Genomic DNA, 24,327 nt, shown 5'->3' on the forward strand with positions numbered 1-24,327 from the left:
ATCGACTGAATAACTTGCTGATTTAGAATTTGATCCCGCTCACATGTTATCCACTCAATCCCCCTCAATTTTTACTGTCAGCCGCCTTAATCAGACGGTTCGTTTGCTGCTTGAGCAGGAAATGGGGCAGGTCTGGATCAGCGGTGAAATTTCTAACTTCACGCAGCCTTCTTCTGGTCACTGGTACTTCACGTTAAAAGACGACACCGCTCAGGTGCGCTGTGCAATGTTCCGCAACAGCAACCGCCGCGTGACGTTTCGCCCTCAGCATGGTCAGCAGGTTCTGGTTCGCGCCAATATCACCCTGTATGAGCCGCGCGGCGATTATCAAATCATCGTCGAAAGTATGCAGCCTGCGGGCGAAGGTGTGTTGCAGCAGAAGTACGAGCAGCTAAAAGACAAACTCTCGCAAGAGGGTCTGTTCGATCAGCAGTTCAAAAAACCGCTCCCCTCACCTGCCCACTGCGTTGGGGTGATTACGTCAAAAACCGGGGCGGCACTGCACGATATTCTTCATGTCCTCAAACGCCGCGACCCGTCCCTGCCCGTTATCATCTACCCGACCGCTGTTCAGGGTGATGACGCACCGGGTCAGATTGTCCGCGCCATTGAACTTGCAAACGCACGTCAGGAGTGCGACGTGCTGATTGTCGGGCGTGGCGGCGGTTCGCTGGAAGACCTGTGGAGCTTTAACGACGAACGTGTGGCACGGGCCATTTTCGCAAGCCAGATCCCGGTCGTCAGCGCCGTCGGCCACGAAACGGACGTAACGATAGCTGATTTTGTGGCGGATTTACGCGCGCCAACGCCCTCCGCAGCCGCGGAAGTGGTGAGCCGCAATCAACTGGAGCTGCTGCGTCAGCTGCAGAATGGTCAGCAGCGTCTGGAAATGGCGATGGACTATTTCCTGGCTAACCGGACGCGCCGGTTTACCCAGCTTCATCATCGCCTGCAACAGCAGCACCCGCAATTGCGGCTGGCCCGTCAGCAAACCGTGCTGGAGCGTCTGCGTCAGCGAATGAACGTCGCGCTGGATATTCAGCTCAAGCGCGCGGTCTCGCGCCAGCAGCGTATTACTCAGCGCCTGAACCAGCAGAACCCACAGCCGAAGATTTATCGCGCGCAAACGCGTATCCGACAGCTTGAGTATCGACTGGCAGACACTATCCGTGCACGTCTTAGCACCACACGTGAACGCTTTGGCAACGCGGTGACCCACCTCGAGGCGGTCAGCCCGCTCTCGACGCTGGCACGAGGCTATAGCGTAACGACCGCCACCGACGGTAAAGTGCTGAAGCAAACGAAGCAGGTGAAAGCCGGAGATGTTCTCACCACCCGTCTGTCAGACGGCTGGGTGGAGAGCGAAGTGAAAGAGATTAAACCGGTGAAAAAAACCCGCCAGCGAAAAACCGGATAATTCTTCGTCGGTTACAAACTATACTGCTGCTATTCCCTTTTATCTGGCCTTGCCCGAACTAAGGAGAGCAGCATGTCTTATCTTCACAGCGTCATTCCCCCCTATATTCTTCGTCGCATTATCGAAAGTGGTTCTGAGCCGCAGCAGCGCTGCGCCCGTCAGACGTTAACGCATGTGCAAACGCTCATGGCGCATATGCCGGGCAAACCCGCCGCGCCGCACGTCAATAAAGCCGGTCAACTGGAGCGTGATATTTACGATGCCAGACAGACGCAGGAGCTGCCGGGTACTCAGGTGCGTTATGAGGGCCAGCCGTCAAATGGCGATGTGGCGGTTGATGAAGCCTACAATTATTTGGGGGTCACTCATGATTTCTTCTGGAAAATGTATCAGCGCGATTCGCTTGATAATAAAGGCCTGATCCTGACCGGTACCGTGCACTATGGCCGGGAATATCAAAACGCCTTCTGGAATGGTCAGCAGATGGTCTTTGGTGATGGCGACGGCGAAATATTTAACCGCTTTACCATTGCCATTGACGTCGTGGCCCACGAGCTAAGCCACGGTGTCACCGAGACCGAAGCCGGGCTTATCTATTTTGAGCAGTCTGGCGCGCTGAATGAATCATTGTCAGATGTGTTTGGCTCGCTGGTCAAACAGTACCACCTCAAACAGACCGCCGATGAAGCCGACTGGCTGATTGGTGAGGGGCTGCTGGCAGACGGTATTAACGGCAAAGGGCTACGCTCCATGTCAGCGCCCGGCACCGCCTATGACGATCCTCTGCTCGGTAAAGACCCGCAGCCTGGGCACATGAAAGACTTTATCAAAACGCGCGAAGACAACGGCGGCGTACACCTGAATTCAGGTATTCCCAACCGGGCGTTTTATCTGGCCGCGAAGGCGATTGGGGGTCATGCCTGGGAAAAAGCGGGATATGCCTGGTACGACACAGTTTGCGACCGTCACCTGGCGCAAGATGCCGATTTTGAGGCCTTCGCAAAACTGACGGTTGCCCACGGCGAGAAACGGTCCGGTGGCGACGTGGCGGCTGCGATAAAACAAGCCTGGGAACAGGTGGGAGTGCTGTAAATGCAGGTTCCGGAACTCACAGATGACGCCGTCGTTGAGCTGGCCCGGGAAGGCGGCGTCGCTTTTATCCCTAAGCTAAGCGGCCAACGCACCATTACGCTTTCGTCACTCAATGAGGCCCAGCGTCAGCGCGTGGTAAACATCCTGGAGCAGGCATTTCCACGCGGCCAGCCGCCGGGTGAACCCACCTCGCCGGGGAGTGGCGATCAGCGTTATTTTCGCATCCAGATAATCTGGACTCAGCATAATCAGGCCCAGTACACCGATATGATTGTGCTGGTGCCTGAGCAGGAAGCCCCTGAGTCGCTGGTCGAGCTGTGGCAGAAAGGCGAAGGCTGCGTGTGTGATTAAGCTTCAGCCGGGACAAACTCCACGCGCTTTTTCGAAATCAGGCCGTGGCCGTTCTGGCAGAAATAATCCACCGCACCGCAGGCTTTTAAGACCTGGAGTGGCTGATGACACTCCGGGCAGCGGGCTTCGAGCGCGATATCCTTATCGCAGTGCTCACAGTGGGCGACGCCATTTTGCACTTCAAGGTCTGCGTGGCAATCCGGGCAGGTAATCGACATGATGACTCCTTTGCTGGGCATTCTGTAATACGTTGATATTAACACGCAGCACTCAGTGCGGGCCACGCAGCTGTTGCTGTAAGGTCAGCAGCAGTTCTACTTCCGCCATTCGACGGCGTGTCGTCCGGCTCACTTCTTCCGGGTCACATTCGAACAGACTTTTCTGCCCCAGAATGCGCTCTGCCAGGCAGTGCGTATAAATCGTTCCTGGAATATGCCAGCGCTGAACCCGATCGCCGTCCGTCAGCACGAGCACATCTTCTGCTCCGTGACGATCGTGGCTTATGACGCGCCCGTCATGCAGATACAGCCGTAACCCTTTTTGCCCGCCTGACGGTCCCGCATATTTGTTGAGCCAAATCTCCACCGGAATGCCACTAAGCTGCCCGCGAAGATGAGCGCTGCCCTCTGCCGTGGTGAGATCGCCCTGTTTGATCTCACGCCCAAGCCGGTCAGTAGCGGCCACCACCTGCAGCGTCATATCATCCCCGCCCCCCAGATAACGCACCGTTTCACGCAGCATCGCCAGCACATGCGTGCCGATGTCCAGGATAACGCCGTCAGGATGGTGAAGCGTGCGGGTGTCCACTTCACCCGTGGCGAAGTTAAGCGCGACAGGTTCTCCTTTTGCGTTAAACCCGCTCGGTTCCTGCAAAAAACCGTCAATTCTGGCGATATCAGCAAAAATCCCGATCAGCCCAAGCTGAACCGTTGCGAGGCGCGCCATCCAGTGGTCAAGTGCGAGCACACGAGACGCCGCACCGGGCAACGCCAGCAGCCTGTTCAGTTTTTCGAGCTGCGCGAGCGTGGCGACGATGGGTTTTTCAACCACGATCCGCACCACAGGAGACGCCAGGGCGTGCTCCAGCACCTCAAGATGCTGCAGAGAAGCCGTGGTAATAAACAGGGTATCAAGAGGATGCGAGAGAAGTTCGGTGAGAGAGGCGCAGCGCGTCACGCCTTCAGGGTGTCTGCCAGGCTGAACATCAAAACCCAGGCAGTGCAGTGAATCGCCATACAGATTGTGTAATGCAGGTAAATAAGCGGTTTCCACCACCGCGCCAAGACCAACAAACCCTAACAGCATGTTCTACCTCGTCGAGTAAATTACCGGGGCAAACGCCTGCCCCGGTATTGACGAGCGAGGCGTTATCAGGCGTTAGCGGCCGGTTTAGTCTGCGCATTTTCCAGCATGCGACGTACCGGAACAATGAGGACGATCAGCACCGCGGCACAAATCAGCAGCGCGATGGAGCAACGTGCGAAGAGATCCGGCAGCATATCCAGCTGGTCGGCCTTCACGTGACCGCCAATCAGACCTGCCGCCAGGTTGCCCAGCGCACTTGCGCAGAACCACAGGCCCATCATCTGCCCACGCATTCTTTCCGGTGCCAGCAGCGTCATGGTCGCCAGACCAATCGGGCTCAGGCACAGTTCCCCCAGCGTCAGCATCAGGATGCTGCCCACCAGCCAGAATGGCGACACGCCCGCGCCACCGTTATTCAGTACGTTCTGCGCAGCCAGCATCATCAGACCAAAGCCTGCGGCGGCACACAAAATACCAATAACAAACTTGGTGATACTGCTCGGACGAATGTTCATGCTGGCAAGTTTCGGCCAGGCCCAGCTGAATACCGGTGCCAGCAGGATGATGAACAGGGCGTTAATCGACTGGAACCATACCGCCGGGATTTCGAAGTCACCGATCATGCGGTTAGTGTAGTCGTTGGCAAAGAGGTTGAATGACGTTGGCTTCTGCTCGAAGGCGGACCAGAAGAACGCGGCGGAGACCAGCAGAATAAAACAGACCAGAAGTCTGGCACGCTCTTTACGATTCAGGCCCGCAAAAAGGAACAGGTAGATAAAGTAGAGGGCAACGGACGCCGCAATCACGTAAACCAGCACGCTGGCTACCGCAACCGGGTTAATCACAATCACACCCTGCGCGATCAGCGTAACGATAACAGCCACACCCACAGCCAGCGCCAGCAACCATGCGCCCACGCCGTTTCTTTTCACCACCGGGCTGTTCCAGGTCGAGTCCAGCCCCACTTCGCTGTCATAGCGTTTCATTGCCGGAACGGCAAACACGCGGAAGATGATCAGGGCAACCAGCATCCCGATGCCACCAATGCCGAAGCCCCAGTGCCAGCCGTGAGATTTAATCAGCCAGCCGGAAATCAACGGCGCGATAAACGAGCCCATGTTGATGCCCATGTAGAACAGCGAGAAACCACCGTCACGACGCGCATCGCCTTTTTTGTACAGCGTCCCCACCATGACCGAGATACAGGTCTTAAACAGACCAGAACCGAGCACGATGAACATCAGGCCGATAAAGAACAGGTTATCACCCATGATGGCCGAAAGCGCAATCGACAGGTGGCCGAGCGCAATCAGGATAGATCCGTACCAGACGGCTTTCTGCTGGCCGAGCCAGTTATCCGCCAGCCAGCCACCCGGCAGTGCGGCCAGGTACATGGTGCCGGCAAAGATGCCCACAATTGCCGACGCGTTTTCACGTGCCAGCCCCATCCCGCCGTCATACACGGTGGCGGCCATAAACAGGATCAGTAATGGGCGAATGCCGTAAAACGAGAAACGTTCCCACATCTCGGTAAAGAACAGCGAACCGAGCGGATAAGGGTGGCCGAAGAACGTTCGGCTTTCTTTTTGATTAACAGAGGATTGCATAATTCTCCCAGGAAGGTATGTGTCGTGCTTGTAAACACCAGCATGTACGCCGGCCAGTTACGTATCTGACCGATTTTTTACATGCGGCGAAAAGTTAGTTAACCATTTGATAACCAGTCGCTAGTTTTGTCTAGTACCGGACCCTGGACTTTAAGATGAAAATTCGATGATTGTCTACTTTCTTAGATTTAAACTTGGTTAAAAGTGAATAGTGATTGACATCACACAGAGAGGACTGGCGGTATGAGCGGGCGAAAAAAAACCCGCGATCAACGCGGGCTTCAGAAAGAACGGCAAAGCTTATTTGCTTTTCTTAATGTGTTTAATTAAACGCTTACGCTTACGCATCTGGTTTGGCGTCAGGGTATTGCGCTTGTTGGCGAACGGGTTCTCCCCTTCCTTGAACTGGATACGGATTGGCGTGCCCATTACGTCCAGTGATTTACGGAAGTAGTTCATCAGATAGCGCTTGTAGGAATCCGGCAGGTCTTTAACCTGGTTGCCGTGAATCACCACGATTGGTGGGTTATAACCCCCGGCGTGAGCATATTTCAGCTTCACGCGACGACCACGCACCAGCGGCGGCTGATGGTCTTCTGCTGCCATGTTCATGATACGGGTCAGCATGGCGGTGCTCTGACGACGGGTGGAGCTGTCGTACGCTTCACGCACGGACTCAAACAGATTACCTACACCGCTGCCGTGTAACGCAGAGATAAAGTGCACGCGGGCAAAGTCGATAAAGCCCAGACGGAAGTCGAGCGTCTCTTTCACCTGCTCTCTCACCTCATTACTCAGGCCATCCCATTTGTTGACCACGATAACGAGTGAGCGCCCACTATTCAGAATGAAGCCGAGCAGAGAAAGGTCCTGATCGGAGATACCTTCACGCGCATCGATGACCAGCATGACCACGTTGGCATCTTCAATCGCCTGCAGGGTTTTGATAACGGAGAATTTTTCCACCACATCGGTGATTTTCCCGCGCTTACGTACGCCTGCGGTATCAATGAGTACATACTCACGCTCATCGCGCTGCATCGGGATATAAATACTGTCGCGGGTGGTGCCCGGCATGTCGTAAACGACCACACGCTCTTCGCCGAGGATACGGTTAGTAAGTGTAGACTTACCTACGTTTGGACGGCCCACGATAGCCAGTTTGATCGGCAGATCCTGCGGGTTGAAGTCGTCTTCAGGCTCTTCCTCGACCGCTTCGCCGTCTTCGAACTGCGCCCAATATTCGGCGTCTTCATCGATCTCTTCCGGCGGGTTAACTTCATCAACCCACGGCAGCAGAACGGTTTCCAGCAGGCTGGTCACGCCACGGCCATGAGATGCCGCGATCGGGTAGATTTCGCCCAGACCTAAGGACCAGAAATCCGCAACCGCCTGGTCTGCATCAATACCGTCAGTTTTGTTCGCCACCAGGAAAGTGGGTTTTTCACGCGAGCGCAGATGTTTCGCAATAGCGGAGTCCGCCGGCATCAGGCCTGCGCGAGCGTCCACCATAAACAGAACCACGTCAGCTTCTTCAATCGCCAGCAGCGACTGTTCCGCCATGCGGGTTTCAACACCATCTTCTGTCCCGTCAATACCACCGGTATCAATACAGATGAACTCGCGTCCTTCTACTTCTGCACGACCGTACTTACGGTCACGCGTCAGCCCCGGGAAATCCGCAACCAGCGCATCACGGGTGCGTGTTAAACGGTTAAAAAGAGTGGATTTTCCAACGTTAGGGCGCCCGACAAGCGCGACCACAGGTACCATGTTTGAAGCCTCATAAAATTCAAATAAACGTCGCATTTGCGGCGTTTTTAAAAATGTCAAAACGGCTCCTGAGTGAACAGGAGCCGTTTAGTATACTACAACCGCTGGGTAATTAACGCGTGATCGCGTACAGCGTGCCGTCTTTTGCCTGAATCAGCAGTTTGCCGTCAGCCACGACCGGTTCCGTCAGGAAACCAGAGCTGTCGACTTTTTGCTGAGCAACAAAACGACCGTTGTCCGGGTCAATCCAGTGCATATACCCTTCGCTATCACCCACCACCAGACTACCGTTGTACAGTGCTGGTGCGGTCAGCAGACGGTGCAGCAGATCGCTTTGCGTCCACAGCGTAACACCACCTTCGGTGCTGAGCGCCAGCAGACGGTCGTTCTGATCGACCATATAGATACGGTTGCCATCAACCACGAAATCATTTACTGAGCCCAGTTCACGTTTCCACATGACCTGGCCGCTGCGCAGATCCAGCGCGGTCAGGTTACCGTTATAGGCCAGTGCGTAAACCACACCGTCTACGATAACCGGGGTCGTGTCGACATCGCTCAGACGATCGATTTCCGTTGAGCCTGTCGCCTGAGAAATACGCTGCTGCCAGATCATCTGGCCTTGCTGCATCAGTACCGCGCTTACACGACCGTTGTCACCGCCAACAATGGCAGCACCAAAGGCGGTAGCCGGCGCAGATTCACCGCGCAGGGACAAGGAAGGCATATCCAGGTTCACGGTCCATTTCACCAGACCATCGGCTTCGTTCAGCGCCTGCAGCTGGCCGTTGCTGGTGTGGATCAGTACCATGCCGTCGCTCACGACCGGACGAGACAGAGACTCACCGGCCACGGAGGTTTGCCATGCAACAGAACCATCGCTGGTGTTGAGAGCATAGACCTGGGCTTTTTCGCTACCCACGTACACATGCCCACCGGCAACGGTCAGACCGCCAGAAAGCAGTGCCGGTTTACGAGAGAACCAGCCGTCTTTTTCCGCCAGGTTAACCGACCACACTTCTTTCCCGTCATCGGCATTAACCGCCTTCACGGTACCTTTGCGGTCAGCCGCATAGATAACGCTGTCGGCAAAAGCCGGGTGCAGGTTGGAATAAAAATCACCAATACCATCGCCCACGGAGGTGCTCCACGCGGTGGACGGGGTAAACTGGTTTTCAACAGTCGGCAGTGGGGACATTTTCACAACGTCTTCTTCGCCACTGAACAGTGAACAGCCACTCAATAACGTAACAGAAAGCAGTCCTGGCAGAAGTAATTTACGCAATTGCATCGGGTCCCTCTCAGACGGACAAATTATTTATTTTCATCTGCATCATTTCGCTCAGCGCAGGTGAAGCTTTGCTCTCTACGCCAGCTTGCCACGCTTTACGCGCGCCCGCTTTGTCACCTTTGCTCAGCAGTGCTTCACCGCGCAGATCGGCAACAATGGCAGCAAAACCTTCGCCTTTGATGGTATCGAGCGTTTTCAGCGCATCGTCAGCTTTTTTCTGCTGAACCTGAATACGAGCCAGGCGCAGATTGATTACCGCTTTCAGATTTTCATCACTGGCGGCGGTTAGCCCTTGTGACAGCAGGCTAGCGGCTTTATCCAGCTCGTTCTTATCAACGTACTGCTGCGCCACTTCCAGTGCGGCCAGCGCACCGTAGGTGTTTTTGTTGTCAGCGGCAAATTTCTCTGCCGCCGTCAGCGTTTGCGGCTGATCGGCACGGATTGCGCTAACGGTATTTTCATACGACAGCGACGCGTCACGCGCGGAGTCCGCCTGATGACTGTTCCAGTAACGCCAGCCTACCAGCGCACCGACACCTAAAATAACCCCAACAACCAGCGCCTTGCCGTTTTCGACAAAGAAGCGTTTAATCGCGTCGACCTGATCGTGTTCGTTCTCGTAAATTTCCACGCAGTCCTTCTCCTTAGCCCAATAGAGTGCGCAAGTGCGCCGCAACGCCGTCCTGCGTTACCGTTGTCTGCTCACCCGAGCGCAGGTCTTTCACAACCACTTCGCCGTTAGCCACTTCGGACTCGCCCAGCACCAGTGCAATACTTGCGCCCCATTTATCGGCACGAGCAAACTGTTTTTTGAAGTTGCCGCCGCCATGGTTGGTCATCAGCTTCACGTCCGGCAGTGCATCACGCACGCGTTCCGCAAGCTGCATTGCCGCAGGCTGCGTTTCCGCGCCTGAGGCTACCAGGTATATATCGACAACGGAATCTGCTTTAAATTCCGGATTAACTGCCTGAACCAGCAAAACAAGTCGCTCAAGGCCCATGGCGAAGCCAACGCCAGGGGCTGGACGACCACCAAGCTGCTCAACCAGACCGTCATAACGACCGCCGGCACACACGGTGCCCTGGGAACCGAGGCTGGATGTCACCCACTCGAACACGGTGCGGTTGTAGTAGTCCAGACCGCGCACCAGACGCTGGTTCACGGTATAAGCAATGCCCGCGGCTTCCAGCAGTTTGCACAGACCCGCAAAGTGCTCACGTGACGCTTCGTCCAGGTAGTCGCCCAATGCAGGTGCATCGTTCAACAGCGCCTGTACGTCAGGGTTTTTGGAATCCAGCACGCGCAGTGGGTTGCTGTACATACGACGTTTGCAGTCTTCGTCCAGCTTCTCTTTGTGCTGCTCCAGGAACGCAACCAGTGCGTCACGGTAGTTCGCACGTGCTTCCAGAGAACCGATGGAGTTCAGTTCCAGTGAGACGTGCTCAGCAATGCCGAGCGCACGCCACCAGCGGGCAGTCAGCATAATCAGTTCGGCGTCAATGTCCGGGCCCTGCAGGCCAAAGACTTCCACACCCAACTGGTTGAACTGGCGATAACGACCTTTCTGTGGACGTTCGTGGCGGAACATCGGGCCGATATACCACAGGCGCTGCTCCTGATTGTACAGGAGACCATGTTCGATGCCGGCGCGTACGCAGCCCGCCGTACCTTCCGGACGCAGTGTCAGGCTGTCGCCGTTGCGGTCCTCAAAGGTGTACATCTCTTTTTCAACCACGTCGGTCACTTCGCCGATCGCGCGTTTGAATAACGGGGTCTGCTCTACAATCGGCAAACGGATTTCGCTGTAACCGTAGCTGCCGAGCACCTGTTTGAGTGTGCCTTCAATGCGCTGCCAGATGGCGGTTTCGCCAGGCAGATAATCGTTCATGCCGCGGATGGCTTGAATGTTTTTTGCCACGTTTATTCTCTTTCTATATACAAAAAAGAACCCAAAGAATGGGTTCAATCATACATGGGAAGCGCCACGCTTCCCATCACGTTATTTTTCAACCTGCTGAATGCTGATGCGCTGCGCTTCATCCATCATTGTTGCTTTGGCACGGATGCGGGCTTCAAGCTGGTCGATCATATCACTATTATCCAGACGATCTTTACGCACGCCATCTTCATAGAGACCACTTTTCTTGTTACCGCCGGTGACGCCGAGCGTTGACACCAGGGCTTCACCCGGACCGTTTACCACGCACCCGATGATGGAGACGTCCATCGGGGTGATGATATCTTCCAGACGTTGCTCAAGCGCATTCACCGTGCCAATCACGTCAAATTCCTGACGTGAACAGGTTGGGCAGGCAATGAAGTTGATCCCACGTGCGCGGATACGCAGTGATTTGAGGATATCGAAACCGACTTTGATCTCTTCTACCGGATCGGCCGCCAGCGAAACGCGCAGGGTGTCACCGATCCCTTCCGAGAGCAGCAGCCCCAGACCGATCGCCGATTTAACGGAACCGCTACGAAGGCCGCCGGCTTCCGTAATCCCGAGGTGCAAAGGCTGATCGATCTGTTTTGCCAGCAGGCGATAAGACTCTACTGCCAAGAACACATCTGAGGCTTTTACGCTGACTTTGAACTGATCAAAGTTCAGACGATCAAGATGATCAACGTGACGCATCGCGGATTCAAGCAGCGCCTGCGGCGTTGGCTCACCGTATTTTTCCTGCAGATCTTTTTCCAGGGAACCGGCGTTAACGCCGATACGGATAGGAATATTTTTATCGCGGGCGCAATCCACCACCATGCGGATACGCTCTTCGTTACCGATGTTGCCCGGGTTAATACGCAGGCAGTCGACGCCATATTCAGCAACTTTCAGCGCAATGCGGTAATCGAAGTGGATATCAGCAACCAGCGGAACGCTGACCTGCTGTTTGATCAGTTTGAACGCCTCAGCGGCATCCATTGTCGGCACGGAGACGCGAACAATGTCCGCGCCTACACGCTCTAACGCTTTGATCTGATTGACCGTCGCTTCCACGTCTGTGGTGCGCGTGTTGGTCATCGACTGGACGGCGATAGGAGCCCCATCGCCGATTGGCACATTACCAACGTAAATCCGTTTCGATTTTCTACGTTGAATCGGAGCCTGGTTATGCATGAAAAATCTCCCGCGTTGCCCGTCTGTTACTGTGCTGCTGATTGTTCGGCATTAACGGTAAGACGCGCAACCTGGTTAGTTCTGATAAAGCGGCTCAGGTCGACAGGTTTTCCTTGATACTGGATCTGTACTGCTGCCGGAGCGCCGATTTTAAGTTTATACGGTGCCTGGCCGGTTAGGTTTAACGTGCCATCTTTACGCTGCAGACCGCTGAACAGTTTTTTACCTGTTGCATCGGTCACTTCCAGCCAGCAGTCAGCTGAGAAGTTCATCACCAGCGCATTTGGGTCCGCCGCCGACGCAGCCGTTCCGGCCGGATTGGTTGGCAGTGACGCAGCACCGTTGTCCGCAGGCTGAGTGGCCGCTGGCGCGTTGGTCGCGGTATCCACGTTTGCCTGAGAAGGGGCAACCACCGCGTTTGGATCCTGAGCCTGAGGCGCAGGGGTATTAGCCGTTGCGGCGGGTGCCTGCCCGGCATCGGTTGCAGGCGCATCGGTCGCGGCAGTCTGCGGCTCGCTGGAGGTGGCAGCACCTTCGGTATTCAGCGGCACGCTCTGAGCGTTGTCATTTCCGGACTGATTGAGCTCGGCGGAGGATTGATCGGCCATGGTGGTGATCTCTTCCTGCTGCGCCTTGTGGTTTTGCCACCACCATGCGCCCGTCAGGCCGATCACCACAAACAGCACCAGCCAGGTAAAGCTCATCAGCCAGCCATCACGTTTTTTACGACGTTTTCCCAGGGAGAAGGTCTGCATCGGCGCAACTTTTGCTGCGCGGACCGGTGCCTGCTTCTCCATCATTGGCAGTAATTCTTCTTCAGGGATATGCACCAGTTTTGCATAAGAGCGGATGTAACCACGCAGAAATGTTGAAGCCAGATCGGCCGGAGCCTTATCTTCTTCAATATCGCGAACCGTGGAAACCTTCAGACATAAGCGTTCTGCAACGGCTTGCTGGCTGAGTCCGAGTTGTTCACGGGCGTTGCGAAGACGAACGCCAGTGGAGAGTGCTTCATGTTGGTCGTGAGTGGCTTCAGTATTCATTCGCTACAACTACTGGTACGTGAAAAAAAGGGTTCAGGTGCCGGTAAGTCACAATGCCACCCGCACCGCGAAAGTTCTGATCAGTTAACCTTGAACAGACAGTATAAGACTGTCAGCCCGGAGATGACAGCACAGCCCTGCCCGTCAGGATAAACTGTTGTTACGTCGTTACATACTGCCCGAAAGTCGGATGAAACGCACCGTAATTATTGATCAGTCATCACGAATCTGACTGATTATTCAGTAAGATTATGCTTCACGGCGCAAATAATGCGCCGTGAGTGCATAAGAATCAAACAGCTTTGACCGCAATCGTCTCGCCCTGCATGCGTTTACGCAGGGTACGTTTGGTACGGTCAATCACATCACCTGCCAGCTGTCCGCATGCAGCATCGATATCATCACCACGGGTTTTACGCACGATAGTGGTGAAACCATACTCCATCAGCACCTTGGAGAAACGGTCGATACGGCTGTTCGAGCTACGGCCATAAGGCGCGCCCGGGAACGGGTTCCATGGAATCAGGTTGATTTTGCACGGCGTATCTTTCAGCAGTTCAGCCAGCTGATGCGCATGCTCGGTACCGTCGTTTACGTGATCGAGCATGACATACTCGATCGTCACGCGGCCCTGGTTCGCGTTGGATTTCTCCAGGTAGCGACGCACGGCGGCGAGGAAAGTTTCGATATTGTACTTTTTGTTGATGGGTACAATTTCGTCACGGATTTCGTCGTTCGGTGCATGCAGGGAGATCGCCAGCGCAACGTCAATCATGTCGCCCAGCTTGTCCAGTGCAGGCACTACGCCTGACGTCGACAGCGTTACGCGACGCTTGGACAGACCAAAGCCGAAGTCATCCAGCATGATTTCCATCGCCGGAACGACGTTGGTCAGGTTCAGCAGTGGCTCGCCCATGCCCATCATCACTACGTTGGTGATTGGACGGGTCCCGGTCACTTTCGCCGCACCGACGATTTTCGCCGCACGCCACACCTGGCCGATAATTTCAGACACGCGCAGGTTACGGTTGAATCCCTGCTGAGCGGTTGAGCAGAACTTGCACTCCAGCGCACAGCCCACCTGAGAGGAGACGCACAGCGTGGCGCGGTCTTCTTCCGGGATGTAGACGGTTTCAACGCGCTGATCGCCAACGGCAATCGCCCATTTGATGGTGCCATCGGCAGAGCGCTGCTCCTCCACCACTTCTGGTGCACGGATTTCAGCCACTTCTTTGAGCTTATTGCGCAGCACTTTGTTGATGTCAGTCATGTCATCAAAGTTGTCGCTGCAATAGTGGTACATCCATTTCATGACCTGATCGGCACGAAACGGCTTCTCGCCCATCTCTTTAAAGAACTCGCGCATCTGCTGACGGTTCAGATCCAGCAGGTTAATTTTTCCATTTTTATTTGGAACCGCAGGAATGGCGACTTCGGAGGTATTCACTAATTCAGACATAATTTTTTCCGGCCTCGTTGTTACACGTTATGGCCCATGGAGGGTTGAAAAGAAACGCCCCGGAAAGCAGTCTGCTCGTCCGGGGCGTTGCATTGTACAAAGTCTGGCGCAGGGATGCCACGTCTGCACGCGGCATTTACGAAAATAATGTGTAAACGAAACCGTTAAATTAACGGGTACGTGGACACACTTCGCCTTCAGCGAAGAAGAACGCGATTTCACGAGCGGCAGATTCAACAGAATCGGAACCGTGGGTGCCGTTCTCGGTGAAGCTGTCTGCATAGTCAGCGCGCAGGGTACCAGCCAGTGCGTTATCCGGGTTGGTCGCACCCAGCAGGTCACGGTGACGCTGTACTGCGTTTTCGCCTTCCAGTACGGATACAACGATCGGGCCAGAAGTCATGAACTCAACCAGGCCGTCGAAGAATGGACGACCTTCGTGCTCAGCGTAGAAACCGCGAGCCTGCTCAACGGTCAGGTGCAGCATTTTGGTGCCAACGATTTTGAACCCTGCTGATTCAAAGCGAGCAAAGATGCTGCCAATAACGTTTTTTGCCACCGCGTTTGGTTTGATGATGGAAAAAGTACGTTCAATAGCCATGATAACCTCTGTAAATGTTCTGTTGTTTTTCATACCTGAGTATGGTGTGGCGCGGATTATAATGAGCAATAGCGCCATTGCCTATGGATTCAGGTAACATTTTTTTAAAATGAGACGAAGATTAGCAACAGCTCACAGCAGAAGAGACGTTTAACGCTACTGTAGCGTGAAATTCACCGTCGCCACCTGCCCCGCTTCATCCATCACCAGCACCTGATAATCGCCTGATTTATCAAGCTGCAAGGTGTAAACCCGGCTCTTCACCGCCAGCGGTTCGCCATTCAAAAACCACCAGCGTTCACCGCTATTGCCGGTGGCCTGTAGCGGTAACGAGACGCGGGATTCCCCCGGCAGACGCTTGATAACCGCGCCTTCACGCACGCCAGTCAACATCAGCGGTGCAGGTGAGTCCTGCGACAAGGGCGGACAGGTAGCCGATGGCGAAGGGATCCGTGCTGAGCGCCGCTCGGCTGCAGGCAGCCAGGGTTCCAGCGGCAGCGGCCAGACATCCAGAACTTTCTCGGTCGCATCCGGGCAGTCTGCCGCCACGCGTTTGCCCTCTTTATCCAGCCAGACCGGGAAACGGATCCCGCGAATACCTTCCTGTTCCGGTAAGAGCAATGTCGGCGGCTCGCTGCCGTCCAGCAGCCAGGTCGCCAGACGACGACGGCAATTTTCGCTCCCTTCCGGCAGCGACTGGCCGCCCGGCCAACAGATGACGCCGCGTCCCACACCGTCAGGACGCGGGTCGCGTGGCAGACGCGCCTGATCGAGCGTTGAACCAGACTGCAGAACATTATTTACCTGGTTAAGCAGAGGTACCGCGCTCGCAAACCCAAACTGACCCGCCACAGGCGTGCCGTCCGGTCGTCCGGTCCAGATCCCAATAACGTAACGGGCATTCAGCCCTACCGCCCATGCATCACGGTAGCCATAGCTGGTTCCCGTTTTCCATGCCAGAGGTACCACCTGTGGCAACGTATTGTCCGGCAGCGGCTGCGCCTCATTGGCCAGAATACGGCGAATGATCCACGCCGAGCCCTGGGATAACAACGGCCGCTCTGACAAGGGATCGCCTGGCTGTAATCGCAACCGGCCCGCTTTACCGTGTCGGGCGAACGCGCTGTAGGCCGCGGTGATATCGGCCAGCCGCGCCCCTGCCCCGCCCAGGATCAGCGATAAATTTGGCTGTGCGCCAGCAGGTAAAATCAGCGGCAAACCTGCATTACTCAACATCGCAGCAAAACGTTTTGGTCCGTATGCCTCGAGCACCTGCACGGCGGGCAGATTAAGAGAGCGTACCAGCGCTTCACTCATACTCACCGGCCCATGAAACCCACTGTCGAAATTACCCGGGCGATAATCCCCCGTTTTTCTTGGAACATCCTGGAGCAGCGATGCCGGGTGGATCAAACCGTCGTCCAGCGCCATACCGTAGATAAAGGGCTTGAGCACCGATCCCGGCGATCGGATCGCATTCACCATATCCACATGGCTAAACCGGGTGTCATCGTTAATGTCGACCGATCCCACCCAGCCACGCACTTTCATATCCGTGTGATCGACGACGATCATTGCCAGCGAACTGCGTGCTGGCAGGCGGGATTTCCAGTTCATCGCCAGTTCTTCAAGCTGCCGCTGCAGGGACGCATCCAGGGTAGTCACAATTTTAGTATCGCGACTTTTACTGAGCATCATGCGCGAAAAGAGCGGTGCCAGCTGCGGCATTTGCCGGGGCGCCAGCCATACCGCTTCTTCACGGGACTCCTTAACCTGGCTTGCCGACCAGACGCCCTGCGTCACCATCCGGTCGAGCACTTTGTTGCGTGCCGCTTCTGCACGTTCCGGCCAGCGGTCAGGACGCAACCGGCTTGGCGCCTGCGGCAATACGGCGAGCAGCGCCGCTTCGGAATAGCTGAGCTGCGAAGGCGGTTTGCCGAGATAGGTCCAGCTTGCCGCACCAATCCCCTGCAGCGTACCGCCAAATGGGGCGCGGTTAAGATAAAGCGTGAGGATGTCGCGCTTAGAGAGATGCCACTCAAGCTGCATGGCTCGCCAGAGCTGACGAATTTTGCCACCAAAAGTGCGCGGATGCGGATCCAGCAGGCGCGCCACCTGCATGGTGAGCGTGCTGCCGCCTGAGACAACCCTCCCGGAGGTAAGATCCTGCCAGGCGGCGCGCAGCACAGAGAACGGATTCACGCCTGGATGGTCCCAGAACCAGCGATCTTCATACTGGATCAAGGCTTCAAGATAGCGGGGAGAAACCTCTTCGAGAGTGACCGGATAGCGCCAGATCCCTTCGCTATCGGCAAAACGCCAGAGCGGTGTGCCTTTTTCGTCCACCACCACCCGTGCGGGGTTGACCTCTTTCAGAGGCAACGGCCACAGGCGATCAGCGGCCAGGATCAGCCCCCATAAAACGAGAAGCGCTCCCGCCAGCCACAGCCAGCGGGAGCGTATCAGACGTACAAGCCGCATATTACGGTACAACAATCAGCGGGCCACTGGCCGCACCTGTTGCCCGCCACTGCGGAACATACATGGACTCTACCATCGGGACCGGCACCTCATAGGTTCCCGGCGTCACGGCGCGCGCCAGATAAACCAGCGTGACCGGCTGCCCTTCGTTAACCGGCACCGCCGCCACAAAGCGATCGTCGCGGAATTCCATATGCTGAATATCCGCCTGCTGCATCTGACTGAGCAGGTTCTGCACTTCGCTGCCGCTGTCCTGCAGGCTGGCGCTGCTGCTCGCCAGGTTCTGGTTTTCCAGTTCCAGTCCCGCCGGGAGGAGATCGACAACCAGCGCATCCGGCACGTTCTGGCTGGCCTTCACTTCAAGCCATACCAGCACCAGCTCGCCGCTCTTCAGTGACGTGAGCGACTTTGTACTGCCGTCGGTTGCCAGAATATGGCGCTCAATCTGCAGCACGTTAGACGATGGCTGAGGTGCAGATGCCGGATAACCGGTGCTATCAAGGCGTACCCACAGCGGTGTGCTACCGGTATTGGTCACCTGCAGCGCGCCAAGCTGGTCGCCGTTCACGTTCTGTACCTGGGCTTTATCACCGCCTGATGCGGTATCCGCCAGAGACGTTTGCGCCTGCCATGCACCGGACAAAGTTTGCAGCGAGCGTCCGGCCAGGAACAGGGCGTTACTCTCCTGGGTCGAGAGCCAGCGCTGGCTGAAAGCTTGTTCCGACAAGGCGTTCAGCAGCGTATTTTGCGCATCCGGCAGAAGCTTGTACTCCTCAAGCAGAGAGAGCATCAGCGCATTATCACGAAGCGCACTGCCATAATCGGCCATCCAGTTTTTGCTGTCGTTACGCGGCGTTTTGATGGCCAGACCCAGCGCCTGCTGGCTGCGCGGTGCGTCGCCCATTAATTTAAGCGCCATCCCCAACTGCATCAGCGGCAGCCCGGAAGCGGCCTGTCCGTGACGTTCCCAGATTTCACGCAACGCACCAAGCGGGGCCTTTTGCTGGCGAGCCAGCACCAGCGCGGCATAGGCCTGCACCGCAAATTTACTGGCCTGGGTATCATCGCTGTAGCGGATGGACATCATGCCCGGGTCCTGCAGGTAACGCAGCAAGCGGCTGTTGGCGTTGTTAACCGCCTCAGCAGGCACGCTGTAGCCCTGCTCGCCTGCACGAACCAGGAAGTCAGTGACATAGGCGGTGAGCCAGTACTCCTCCGGACCGTTTTTATCCCAAAGCGCGAAACCTCCGTCATCACGCTGCATCTGCAGCAGACGGGAGATTCCGATATCAATGGCCGCACGGCGCTTGTCATCCGTATCCCCTTTGATGCCAAGCGCGGTCAACTGCGCCGCGTTGGTGTAGAGCGACGGGAACAGACCACTGGTGGTTTGCTCCAGACAGCCATACGGGTATGCCTGCAGCTCACGAATATAGCGCGCCAGATTCAGAGGCGGTTTCCCGCTCAGCAGCAATTGTCCCTGTAGCGTGGCAGGAGAGAAGCCATTAAGGTGCTGCGCCGGTGCACTCCACGACTCACCAGGATTCAGCATGGCACCGGTGTTAACGGTCTGCGCCGGGAATGCCGGACGAACGCCGATTTTCCAGCTCTTCTGTTGTGCAGCGAAAGTCTCGCCCGGCAGCTGCAGGCCGGTCACCTGAGCGGTCACTTCACCATCACCGTAGCCATCCAGCGCACGTACCGGTATAAACAGGGTGCTGCGCGCGCCCGGCGGTAACTTCACGGGCTGCGGCTGTGCGCCCTCAAGCGACAGCTTGCCGGTAGCGGTAAAGGCAACGTTCAGCGTTTGCGGCTGGTCCGTCAGGTTGGTCACATCCAGCGTCAGGCGTGAGGTATCGCCACTTGCCAGGAAGCGCGGCGTGTTCAGTTCGGTAATGATTGGGGCGGCGACAATCACTTTACCTTCGCTGCTGCCGAAATCATCTTCCGTCCAGGCCTGCGCCATCAGACGCAGCTCGCCGTTGAAGTCTCCAATGGGCAGCGTCACGGTCCCTTCACCGTTAGCATCGAGCTCGACCGGCTGCGCCTGCTGGGCAATGATAGTCACGTGGTTCACCGGTGGTTTACCGCCGCGCTTAAGCTCATCGCCGTCACCACCAAAGCGCAGCGCAGCCATGCGGCCCTGCCCTTCAATGACCTGACCGTAAATATCGTAGATATCCGCGCCGTAGCGCTTCTGACCGAAGAACGCTTCCCACGGATCCGGGGTAACGTAATCGGTGATGTTCAACACGCCGCTGTCCACTGCCGAGATCAGCACATTCACTTTTTGCGGAACGGCGCCTTCTTTGACGCTGGCCTTCACCTTCACGGACAGCGTCTGGTTTGGCCGCATTTTCTGCGGATTTTCCAGCGCGACATTCAGGCGGCGATTCTCATCGCCCATCGGCAGATGCAGTAACCCGACGGCACGTTTCGGCGTCGCTGATTTGGATTTATCGCCAGGGCGTACCACCAGCGTGCTGAGATAGAGATCGTGACGTTTCCAGGCCTTATCCACCGGGATTGAGAGATCGAGTCCGTTGGCCGGTACGTCGATCTCTTTCCACCAGAGCGGCCCTTCGCTGGACTCGATCATCGCATAGCCTTTACCCGCCGCCGGGGCAGCGATATGCAGCTGGATGGTATCTCCCGGCTGATAGGAAGGCTTGTCCAGTTTCATGGTCACACGGTCAGGACGAGCGGCACCGGTGCCGTCGCTATTATCCTGCCAGCTGTAGCCGGCCCAGAAGCGCACGCTGCTGACCATATCGTCCGGCGCTTTGACTTCCAGACGGTACGAGCCCCACTCCACCGGGAAGGTCACTTTACCGGTTTCATCGGCCTTGAGGGTCAGCGCCTGCTCGCCCTCCACCAGGTCTTTCTGATCAAACTGTGACTGCCAGCCATCGCTCTCTGACCAGTTCCAGTAGTAGTCACGGCGCTCACGGATCAGGCGAACCTGTAACCCGGAAACCGCCTTTTTTGCCCCGCTGGCATCGGCATAGACGATATCAAAGCTGGCATTGCCGTTTTCATCCACGATCGGCTGGTTGACGGTGGTGTCAGTGCGGTAGTCATAAACGGCCTTACTGGCAAACTGAGGACGGATACCCGGCAGCTCGGCCGCCGGCCAGATGGCCTGCTCAGCACGGCGCGTCACCGGGCGACCGCCCGATTCCAGAAGGCTGGCCTGCAGGATCAGCTGTAGCGGTGAATGCGCCTCTTTCCACTGGCTTTCGGTCGAGACCTGTCCGCGCCCCTGTTCATCAAGGGTTAGCTGAACTTCATCCAGGCTGCGGCTCAGGTTCTCTTCGGCGATATCACCAAACTGGAAGCCCGGCAGTGCAGCGACGGCTTCGCGCAGCGGTCGCAGGAAAAGCTGGCCTTGCAGGGAATTTCCGTTGGCAGGTGCGCCATACAGGTAATAACCCGCAATGTTAAAGTCGACGTTATCCTCGGTGGAAACCGGCGCTTTTTGTCCCGTCAGATTAAGCGCCATACGCTCCGGCATAAAATCTTCAACGTGGAAATCCCACAGGCGCTGTTGGTTATCGCCGGTATTGGCGCGGATATGCCACATACCGGTCTGCGCCCCGCCGTCCAGGGAATAATTGAAGCGATAGAGGCCGTTCTCAGGCTGGACGACAACCGTGCGCGCCACCTGTCCGTCCGGGCGCAGTACGTCGAGTTTAACCGGCTGGGCAGGAAGCGGTTTACCGTCGCTGTCGCGCAGCAAACCATTGAGGATCACCGTTTCGCCAGGGCGATAGAGATCGCGCGGGCCAAACATAAAGAATTGCTTGCTGTAGCCTGGGCTACCTGCGATATCAAACTCCGCCAGATCGAGGGCCGGAAGCTTGAGGTCAAGCAGCGTGGTCTGCCCGTCTTTACTGGCCAGAATCAGCGCGGCTTCTTTGTCAGTCTCAAGTTTTGCGTGGCCGTCAGCATCGCTGTTCGTTTCGGCAAGCGTCTGCCCTTTATCATTCAACAGGGTGACGGTAACGCCGGATTGCGCCGCGCCATCTTCCAGGCTCTGGGTGAAAATATCCAGACGGTTATGATAACGGTGAGCGGACAACCCAATATCACTTAAGGTAAAGAGGGTTGCGGCATTGCTGTAGTTATAGTGCCCGGCCTGATTCATGACCGCGATGTACACGCCTGACTGCTGGAGCGGCTTAATATCCCGCAGCGGCAACAGCAGTTTTTCACGGGTGTTGCGTGCCGGATTGAGGTCAAACCGGCCGGTATACACCAGGTCCGCCATTTTGAGCAGATTATCGGACTCCCAGTTAGTCAGGGAGTTACGGTACTCCCACTGGCTGACAAAGGAGGCCAGGGATTCAGGCTTCACGCGGTAGAAATTCACGTCAACATTGTTGACGTTGAGCGCCATTACCGGCAAACCTTCCACCACCTTGCCCGGCAGCAGTGAGCCACGGCTGGAAAAACCGACCGTCGGTTCAACATCCCGGGTAGTCAGGGCTTTTTCGTAATCGATACCAAATGTCGCTTTGTTCAGCGCCTGCAGATCACGTTCAACGGTGACAACCAGATTGCGGTTGGGCTCCAGATGGCGCAGGCGTAGCTCTTTCAGGTTAGGTGCGAGTTCCCACGCCCCGTCAACCTTGCCGCTTTTTTTATCCACCACATGCACTGTTTTGGCGAAATCCTGATCGGGATTAAGCGGAACAGAGAAGGTCAGGACCAGCGTGGCCGCGCCATCAAGCTGCACCTCTGAAGTATCCAGCAGGGTGAGCGCTTTGCCCTGACTCTGTGCCGCCAGCGTTGCCAGCTTTTCAGCGTCCGGCTTTTCCGGTGCTTTCGGTGTCGTTGCTGTGGATGCTGCGGGAGCCGCAGCCTGAGAGTTATCGTCGCTGTTATCACAGCCGACAAGCGAAAATGTGGTAAGCAGCGCGAGAGAAATCGCGGCTAAGCGAAACGGTGTCATCCTTTGTCCCTGGCCTATGGAGCCTGTTGGTCGTCTTCCGGATAAGTATTATCCGCAAGTTTCATTAATACAAAAAGTCTAATTTTAGAATCTGGAAAGCACCTCGCAGAGCGACGACGCCTTTACTCAGGCACTGCTATGCCGATCACAGTCGCAAACGTCACATGTTACCTTTTACGTCATTTGTTTTTAAAACAAGAAGATAGCTGGATTACCTCGCCTTTAGCCTGCTAGCTTTAAGCTCAAGACGCACCCCGAGTGCGCGGTTCACTAAGAGAGACAGTCATGAAACGAGCCGTGAACGCCCTACAAAATTTCGGAAAATCGTTGTACGGACCGGTACTTATCTTACCGATCGTCGGTCTGTTTATCGCATTCGGTAACGTCCTGGGGAACGGTAACCTCGCAGAGTATGTGCCGTTTCTCGGCCATCCGCTGATTCAGCATGTTGGTCAGCTTATCGCGAAATCGGCCGTGTCAGTACTGGTTAACCTGGCGCTGGTGTTTGCCGTCGGGATACCGATTGGCCTGGCCACGCGTGATAAAGGCTATGCGGCCCTGATCGGCCTGGTGACCTTTGTTGTTTTCATTAACGCGATGAACGTTACGCTGCAGCTCCAGGGCGAACTGGCCCCCGCTGACCAGATGAAAGCCGCCGGGCAAAGTATGGTGCTGGGCGTGCAGGTACTGGAGATGGGCGTTTTCGCCGGGATCCTGACCGGGGCTCTGTCCGGATACCTGTACAACAAGTACTCTGGCGTACAGTTTAACGGCGCGATGGCCATCTATTCCGGCCACTGTTTCGTCGCCATCGTCATGCTTCCTGTCTCAATGCTGCTCGGCGTCGTGATGAGCGAACTGTGGCCATTTGCCCAGCATGGCATCAGCGCACTGGCGCTGGCGATCAAAGGTTCCGGGCCTTTTGGGGTGGCCATTTACGGCTTCCTGGAACGCATTCTGGTGCCGACCGGCCTGCATCATCTGGTCTATACCCCCTTCCTGTATACCGAACTTGGGGGGACGCAAGAGGTATGCGGCACGGTTTATCAGGGCGCACGCAATATCTATTTCGCCGAAATGGCTTGTCCGGAAGTGAAGCAGTTGAGCAGCACGGTAGTGTGGGACGCGCGCGGCATCAGCAAAATGTTTGGCCTGCCCGCGGCAGCACTGGCGATGTACATGACCGCCAGGCCGGAGCGCAAAGCGGCAGCCAAAGCCATCCTGATCCCGGCAGCATTAACCTCTTTGCTGGTGGGCGTTACCGAGCCGATTGAGTTTTCGTTCCTGTTCGTCGCTCCACTGCTGTTTGTGGTACATGCGGTGCTGACCGGCATCGGCATGATGCTTTTCTCTCTGTTCGGTGTTCATGCCATCGGCGCTAACGGAATTATCGATTTTATTCTTTATAACCTGCCGCTCGGCACGGAGAAGTCCAACTGGCCGATGTACATCGTGGTCGGGCTCATCATGTTCGCGCTCTATTTTGTGGTGTTCCGCTTCCTGATCCTGCGCTTCAACATGAAGACGCCAGGACGCGAGGATGACGATCAGGAGACGCGCCTGTACAGCAAACAGGAGTATCAGGCGAAGGGGAACAATGACGGGCTGGGTGAATCCATCGTGGTGGGACTGGGAGGCCGGGAAAACATTGAGGTAGTGGATAACTGCTACACCCGCTTACGCGTCACGGTGAAGGATGTCTCCATCATCGACGAGCCGCGTCTCAAAGCGACCGGCGCGAAAGGGATTATCAAACAAGGTAACAACGTTCAGGTGGTCTACGGGCTGCATGTCAAAAAAATGCGAGAAGCCGTTGAGACGTTTCTCTGAGAGG

At 56.1% G+C, this 24,327-nt stretch carries 17 protein-coding genes; 4 read left to right on the forward strand and 13 right to left on the reverse strand.

Translation table 11 applies throughout. From position 1 onward, the window contains the following. Positions 1-43: 43 nt before the first annotated feature. The 3 genes from xseA to AC2FAP_RS19865 all read left to right on the forward strand — a co-directional run bounded on the left by xseA (position 44) and on the right by AC2FAP_RS19865 (position 2,860). Positions 44-1,417 (forward strand): exodeoxyribonuclease VII large subunit, encoded by a 1,374-nt coding sequence (xseA, locus tag AC2FAP_RS19855; protein ID WP_395017432.1) that lies wholly within the window; start codon positions 44-46, stop codon positions 1,415-1,417. A gap of 72 nt (positions 1,418-1,489) precedes the next feature. Next, positions 1,490-2,509 (forward strand): M4 family metallopeptidase, encoded by a 1,020-nt coding sequence (locus AC2FAP_RS19860; RefSeq protein ID WP_014171157.1) that lies wholly within the window; start codon positions 1,490-1,492, stop codon positions 2,507-2,509. Next, complete coding sequence (locus AC2FAP_RS19865) at positions 2,510-2,860, forward strand: protealysin inhibitor emfourin (RefSeq protein WP_032678683.1); 351 nt, start codon at positions 2,510-2,512, stop codon at positions 2,858-2,860. It abuts the gene before it with no gap. Here AC2FAP_RS19865 and AC2FAP_RS19870 read toward each other — a convergent pair. From AC2FAP_RS19870 to AC2FAP_RS19930, 13 genes are all read right to left on the reverse strand, one after another. Then, a complete protein-coding gene (locus AC2FAP_RS19870) occupies positions 2,857-3,078 on the reverse strand; it encodes a zinc ribbon domain-containing protein (protein WP_228176516.1) in 222 nt (73 codons plus the stop codon). The genes AC2FAP_RS19865 and AC2FAP_RS19870 overlap by 4 nt on opposite strands. Before the next feature lie 52 nt (positions 3,079-3,130). Continuing rightward, the gene (locus tag AC2FAP_RS19875; protein ID WP_449541454.1) at positions 3,131-4,165 is read right to left on the reverse strand and encodes a Gfo/Idh/MocA family oxidoreductase; all 1,035 of its coding nucleotides are present in this window, start codon (positions 4,163-4,165) and stop codon (positions 3,131-3,133) included. A 65-nt stretch (positions 4,166-4,230) separates the two neighbouring features. Beyond that, the gene (locus AC2FAP_RS19880) at positions 4,231-5,772 is read right to left on the reverse strand and encodes a peptide MFS transporter (RefSeq protein WP_025203468.1); all 1,542 of its coding nucleotides are present in this window, start codon (positions 5,770-5,772) and stop codon (positions 4,231-4,233) included. Positions 5,773-6,072: 300 nt separating this feature from the next. Continuing rightward, complete coding sequence (der, locus tag AC2FAP_RS19885; RefSeq protein ID WP_449541455.1) at positions 6,073-7,545, reverse strand: ribosome biogenesis GTPase Der; 1,473 nt, start codon at positions 7,543-7,545, stop codon at positions 6,073-6,075. A gap of 112 nt (positions 7,546-7,657) precedes the next feature. Then, positions 7,658-8,836, reverse strand: coding sequence for an outer membrane protein assembly factor BamB (gene bamB / locus AC2FAP_RS19890; protein WP_014171163.1), 1,179 nt, complete (start codon positions 8,834-8,836; stop codon positions 7,658-7,660). 10 nt (positions 8,837-8,846) lie between these two features. Then, positions 8,847-9,467, reverse strand: coding sequence for a YfgM family protein (locus AC2FAP_RS19895; RefSeq protein WP_020883032.1), 621 nt, complete (start codon positions 9,465-9,467; stop codon positions 8,847-8,849). Positions 9,468-9,480: 13 nt separating this feature from the next. Beyond that, the gene (gene hisS, locus AC2FAP_RS19900; RefSeq protein ID WP_020883031.1) at positions 9,481-10,755 is read right to left on the reverse strand and encodes a histidine--tRNA ligase; all 1,275 of its coding nucleotides are present in this window, start codon (positions 10,753-10,755) and stop codon (positions 9,481-9,483) included. Between the two features lie 81 nt (positions 10,756-10,836). Then, positions 10,837-11,955, reverse strand: a complete 1,119-nt coding sequence (gene ispG / locus AC2FAP_RS19905) for a flavodoxin-dependent (E)-4-hydroxy-3-methylbut-2-enyl-diphosphate synthase (protein WP_014171166.1) — start codon at positions 11,953-11,955, stop codon at positions 10,837-10,839. Between the two features lie 26 nt (positions 11,956-11,981). Continuing rightward, the gene (rodZ, locus tag AC2FAP_RS19910; protein WP_449541456.1) at positions 11,982-12,998 is read right to left on the reverse strand and encodes a cytoskeleton protein RodZ; all 1,017 of its coding nucleotides are present in this window, start codon (positions 12,996-12,998) and stop codon (positions 11,982-11,984) included. Positions 12,999-13,290: 292 nt separating this feature from the next. After that, a complete protein-coding gene (gene rlmN, locus AC2FAP_RS19915; protein ID WP_014171168.1) occupies positions 13,291-14,457 on the reverse strand; it encodes a dual-specificity RNA methyltransferase RlmN in 1,167 nt (388 codons plus the stop codon). A gap of 169 nt (positions 14,458-14,626) precedes the next feature. Continuing rightward, the gene (gene ndk, locus AC2FAP_RS19920; RefSeq protein WP_003860625.1) at positions 14,627-15,058 is read right to left on the reverse strand and encodes a nucleoside-diphosphate kinase; all 432 of its coding nucleotides are present in this window, start codon (positions 15,056-15,058) and stop codon (positions 14,627-14,629) included. 156 nt (positions 15,059-15,214) lie between these two features. Next, entirely contained in the window at positions 15,215-17,539 is a 2,325-nt protein-coding gene (pbpC, locus tag AC2FAP_RS19925) for a peptidoglycan glycosyltransferase PbpC (protein WP_449541457.1), read from the reverse strand. Position 17,540: 1 nt separating this feature from the next. Next, a complete protein-coding gene (locus AC2FAP_RS19930) occupies positions 17,541-22,493 on the reverse strand; it encodes an alpha-2-macroglobulin family protein (protein ID WP_449541458.1) in 4,953 nt (1,650 codons plus the stop codon). A 285-nt stretch (positions 22,494-22,778) separates the two neighbouring features. Between AC2FAP_RS19930 and AC2FAP_RS19935 the strand changes: the two genes are divergently transcribed. After that, positions 22,779-24,323 carry a PTS transporter subunit EIIC gene (locus AC2FAP_RS19935; RefSeq protein ID WP_020883028.1) on the forward strand — a complete coding sequence of 515 codons (1,545 nt, stop codon included), beginning with the start codon at positions 22,779-22,781 and terminating at the stop codon, positions 24,321-24,323. Positions 24,324-24,327 lie beyond the last annotated feature (4 nt).

The organism is Enterobacter cloacae complex sp. 394I7 (assembly GCF_057320345.1).

What these genes read in the sequence shown, in the direction of transcription:
- xseA (WP_395017432.1), top strand. Translation starts at nt 44, where the DNA reads ATGTTATCCACTCAATCCCCCTCAATTTTTACTGTCAGCCGCCTTAAT.
- AC2FAP_RS19860 (WP_014171157.1), top strand. Translation starts at nt 1,490, where the DNA reads ATGTCTTATCTTCACAGCGTCATTCCCCCCTATATTCTTCGTCGCATT.
- AC2FAP_RS19865 (WP_032678683.1), top strand. Translation starts at nt 2,510, where the DNA reads ATGCAGGTTCCGGAACTCACAGATGACGCCGTCGTTGAGCTGGCCCGG.
- AC2FAP_RS19870 (WP_228176516.1), bottom strand. Translation starts at nt 3,078, where the DNA reads ATGTCGATTACCTGCCCGGATTGCCACGCAGACCTTGAAGTGCAAAAT.
- AC2FAP_RS19875 (WP_449541454.1), bottom strand. Translation starts at nt 4,165, where the DNA reads ATGCTGTTAGGGTTTGTTGGTCTTGGCGCGGTGGTGGAAACCGCTTAT.
- AC2FAP_RS19880 (WP_025203468.1), bottom strand. Translation starts at nt 5,772, where the DNA reads ATGCAATCCTCTGTTAATCAAAAAGAAAGCCGAACGTTCTTCGGCCAC.
- der (WP_449541455.1), bottom strand. Translation starts at nt 7,545, where the DNA reads ATGGTACCTGTGGTCGCGCTTGTCGGGCGCCCTAACGTTGGAAAATCC.
- bamB (WP_014171163.1), bottom strand. Translation starts at nt 8,836, where the DNA reads ATGCAATTGCGTAAATTACTTCTGCCAGGACTGCTTTCTGTTACGTTA.
- ispG (WP_014171166.1), bottom strand. Translation starts at nt 11,955, where the DNA reads ATGCATAACCAGGCTCCGATTCAACGTAGAAAATCGAAACGGATTTAC.
- rodZ (WP_449541456.1), bottom strand. Translation starts at nt 12,998, where the DNA reads ATGAATACTGAAGCCACTCACGACCAACATGAAGCACTCTCCACTGGC.
- rlmN (WP_014171168.1), bottom strand. Translation starts at nt 14,457, where the DNA reads ATGTCTGAATTAGTGAATACCTCCGAAGTCGCCATTCCTGCGGTTCCA.
- ndk (WP_003860625.1), bottom strand. Translation starts at nt 15,058, where the DNA reads ATGGCTATTGAACGTACTTTTTCCATCATCAAACCAAACGCGGTGGCA.
- pbpC (WP_449541457.1), bottom strand. Translation starts at nt 17,539, where the DNA reads ATGCGGCTTGTACGTCTGATACGCTCCCGCTGGCTGTGGCTGGCGGGA.
- AC2FAP_RS19930 (WP_449541458.1), bottom strand. Translation starts at nt 22,493, where the DNA reads ATGACACCGTTTCGCTTAGCCGCGATTTCTCTCGCGCTGCTTACCACA.
- AC2FAP_RS19935 (WP_020883028.1), top strand. Translation starts at nt 22,779, where the DNA reads ATGAAACGAGCCGTGAACGCCCTACAAAATTTCGGAAAATCGTTGTAC.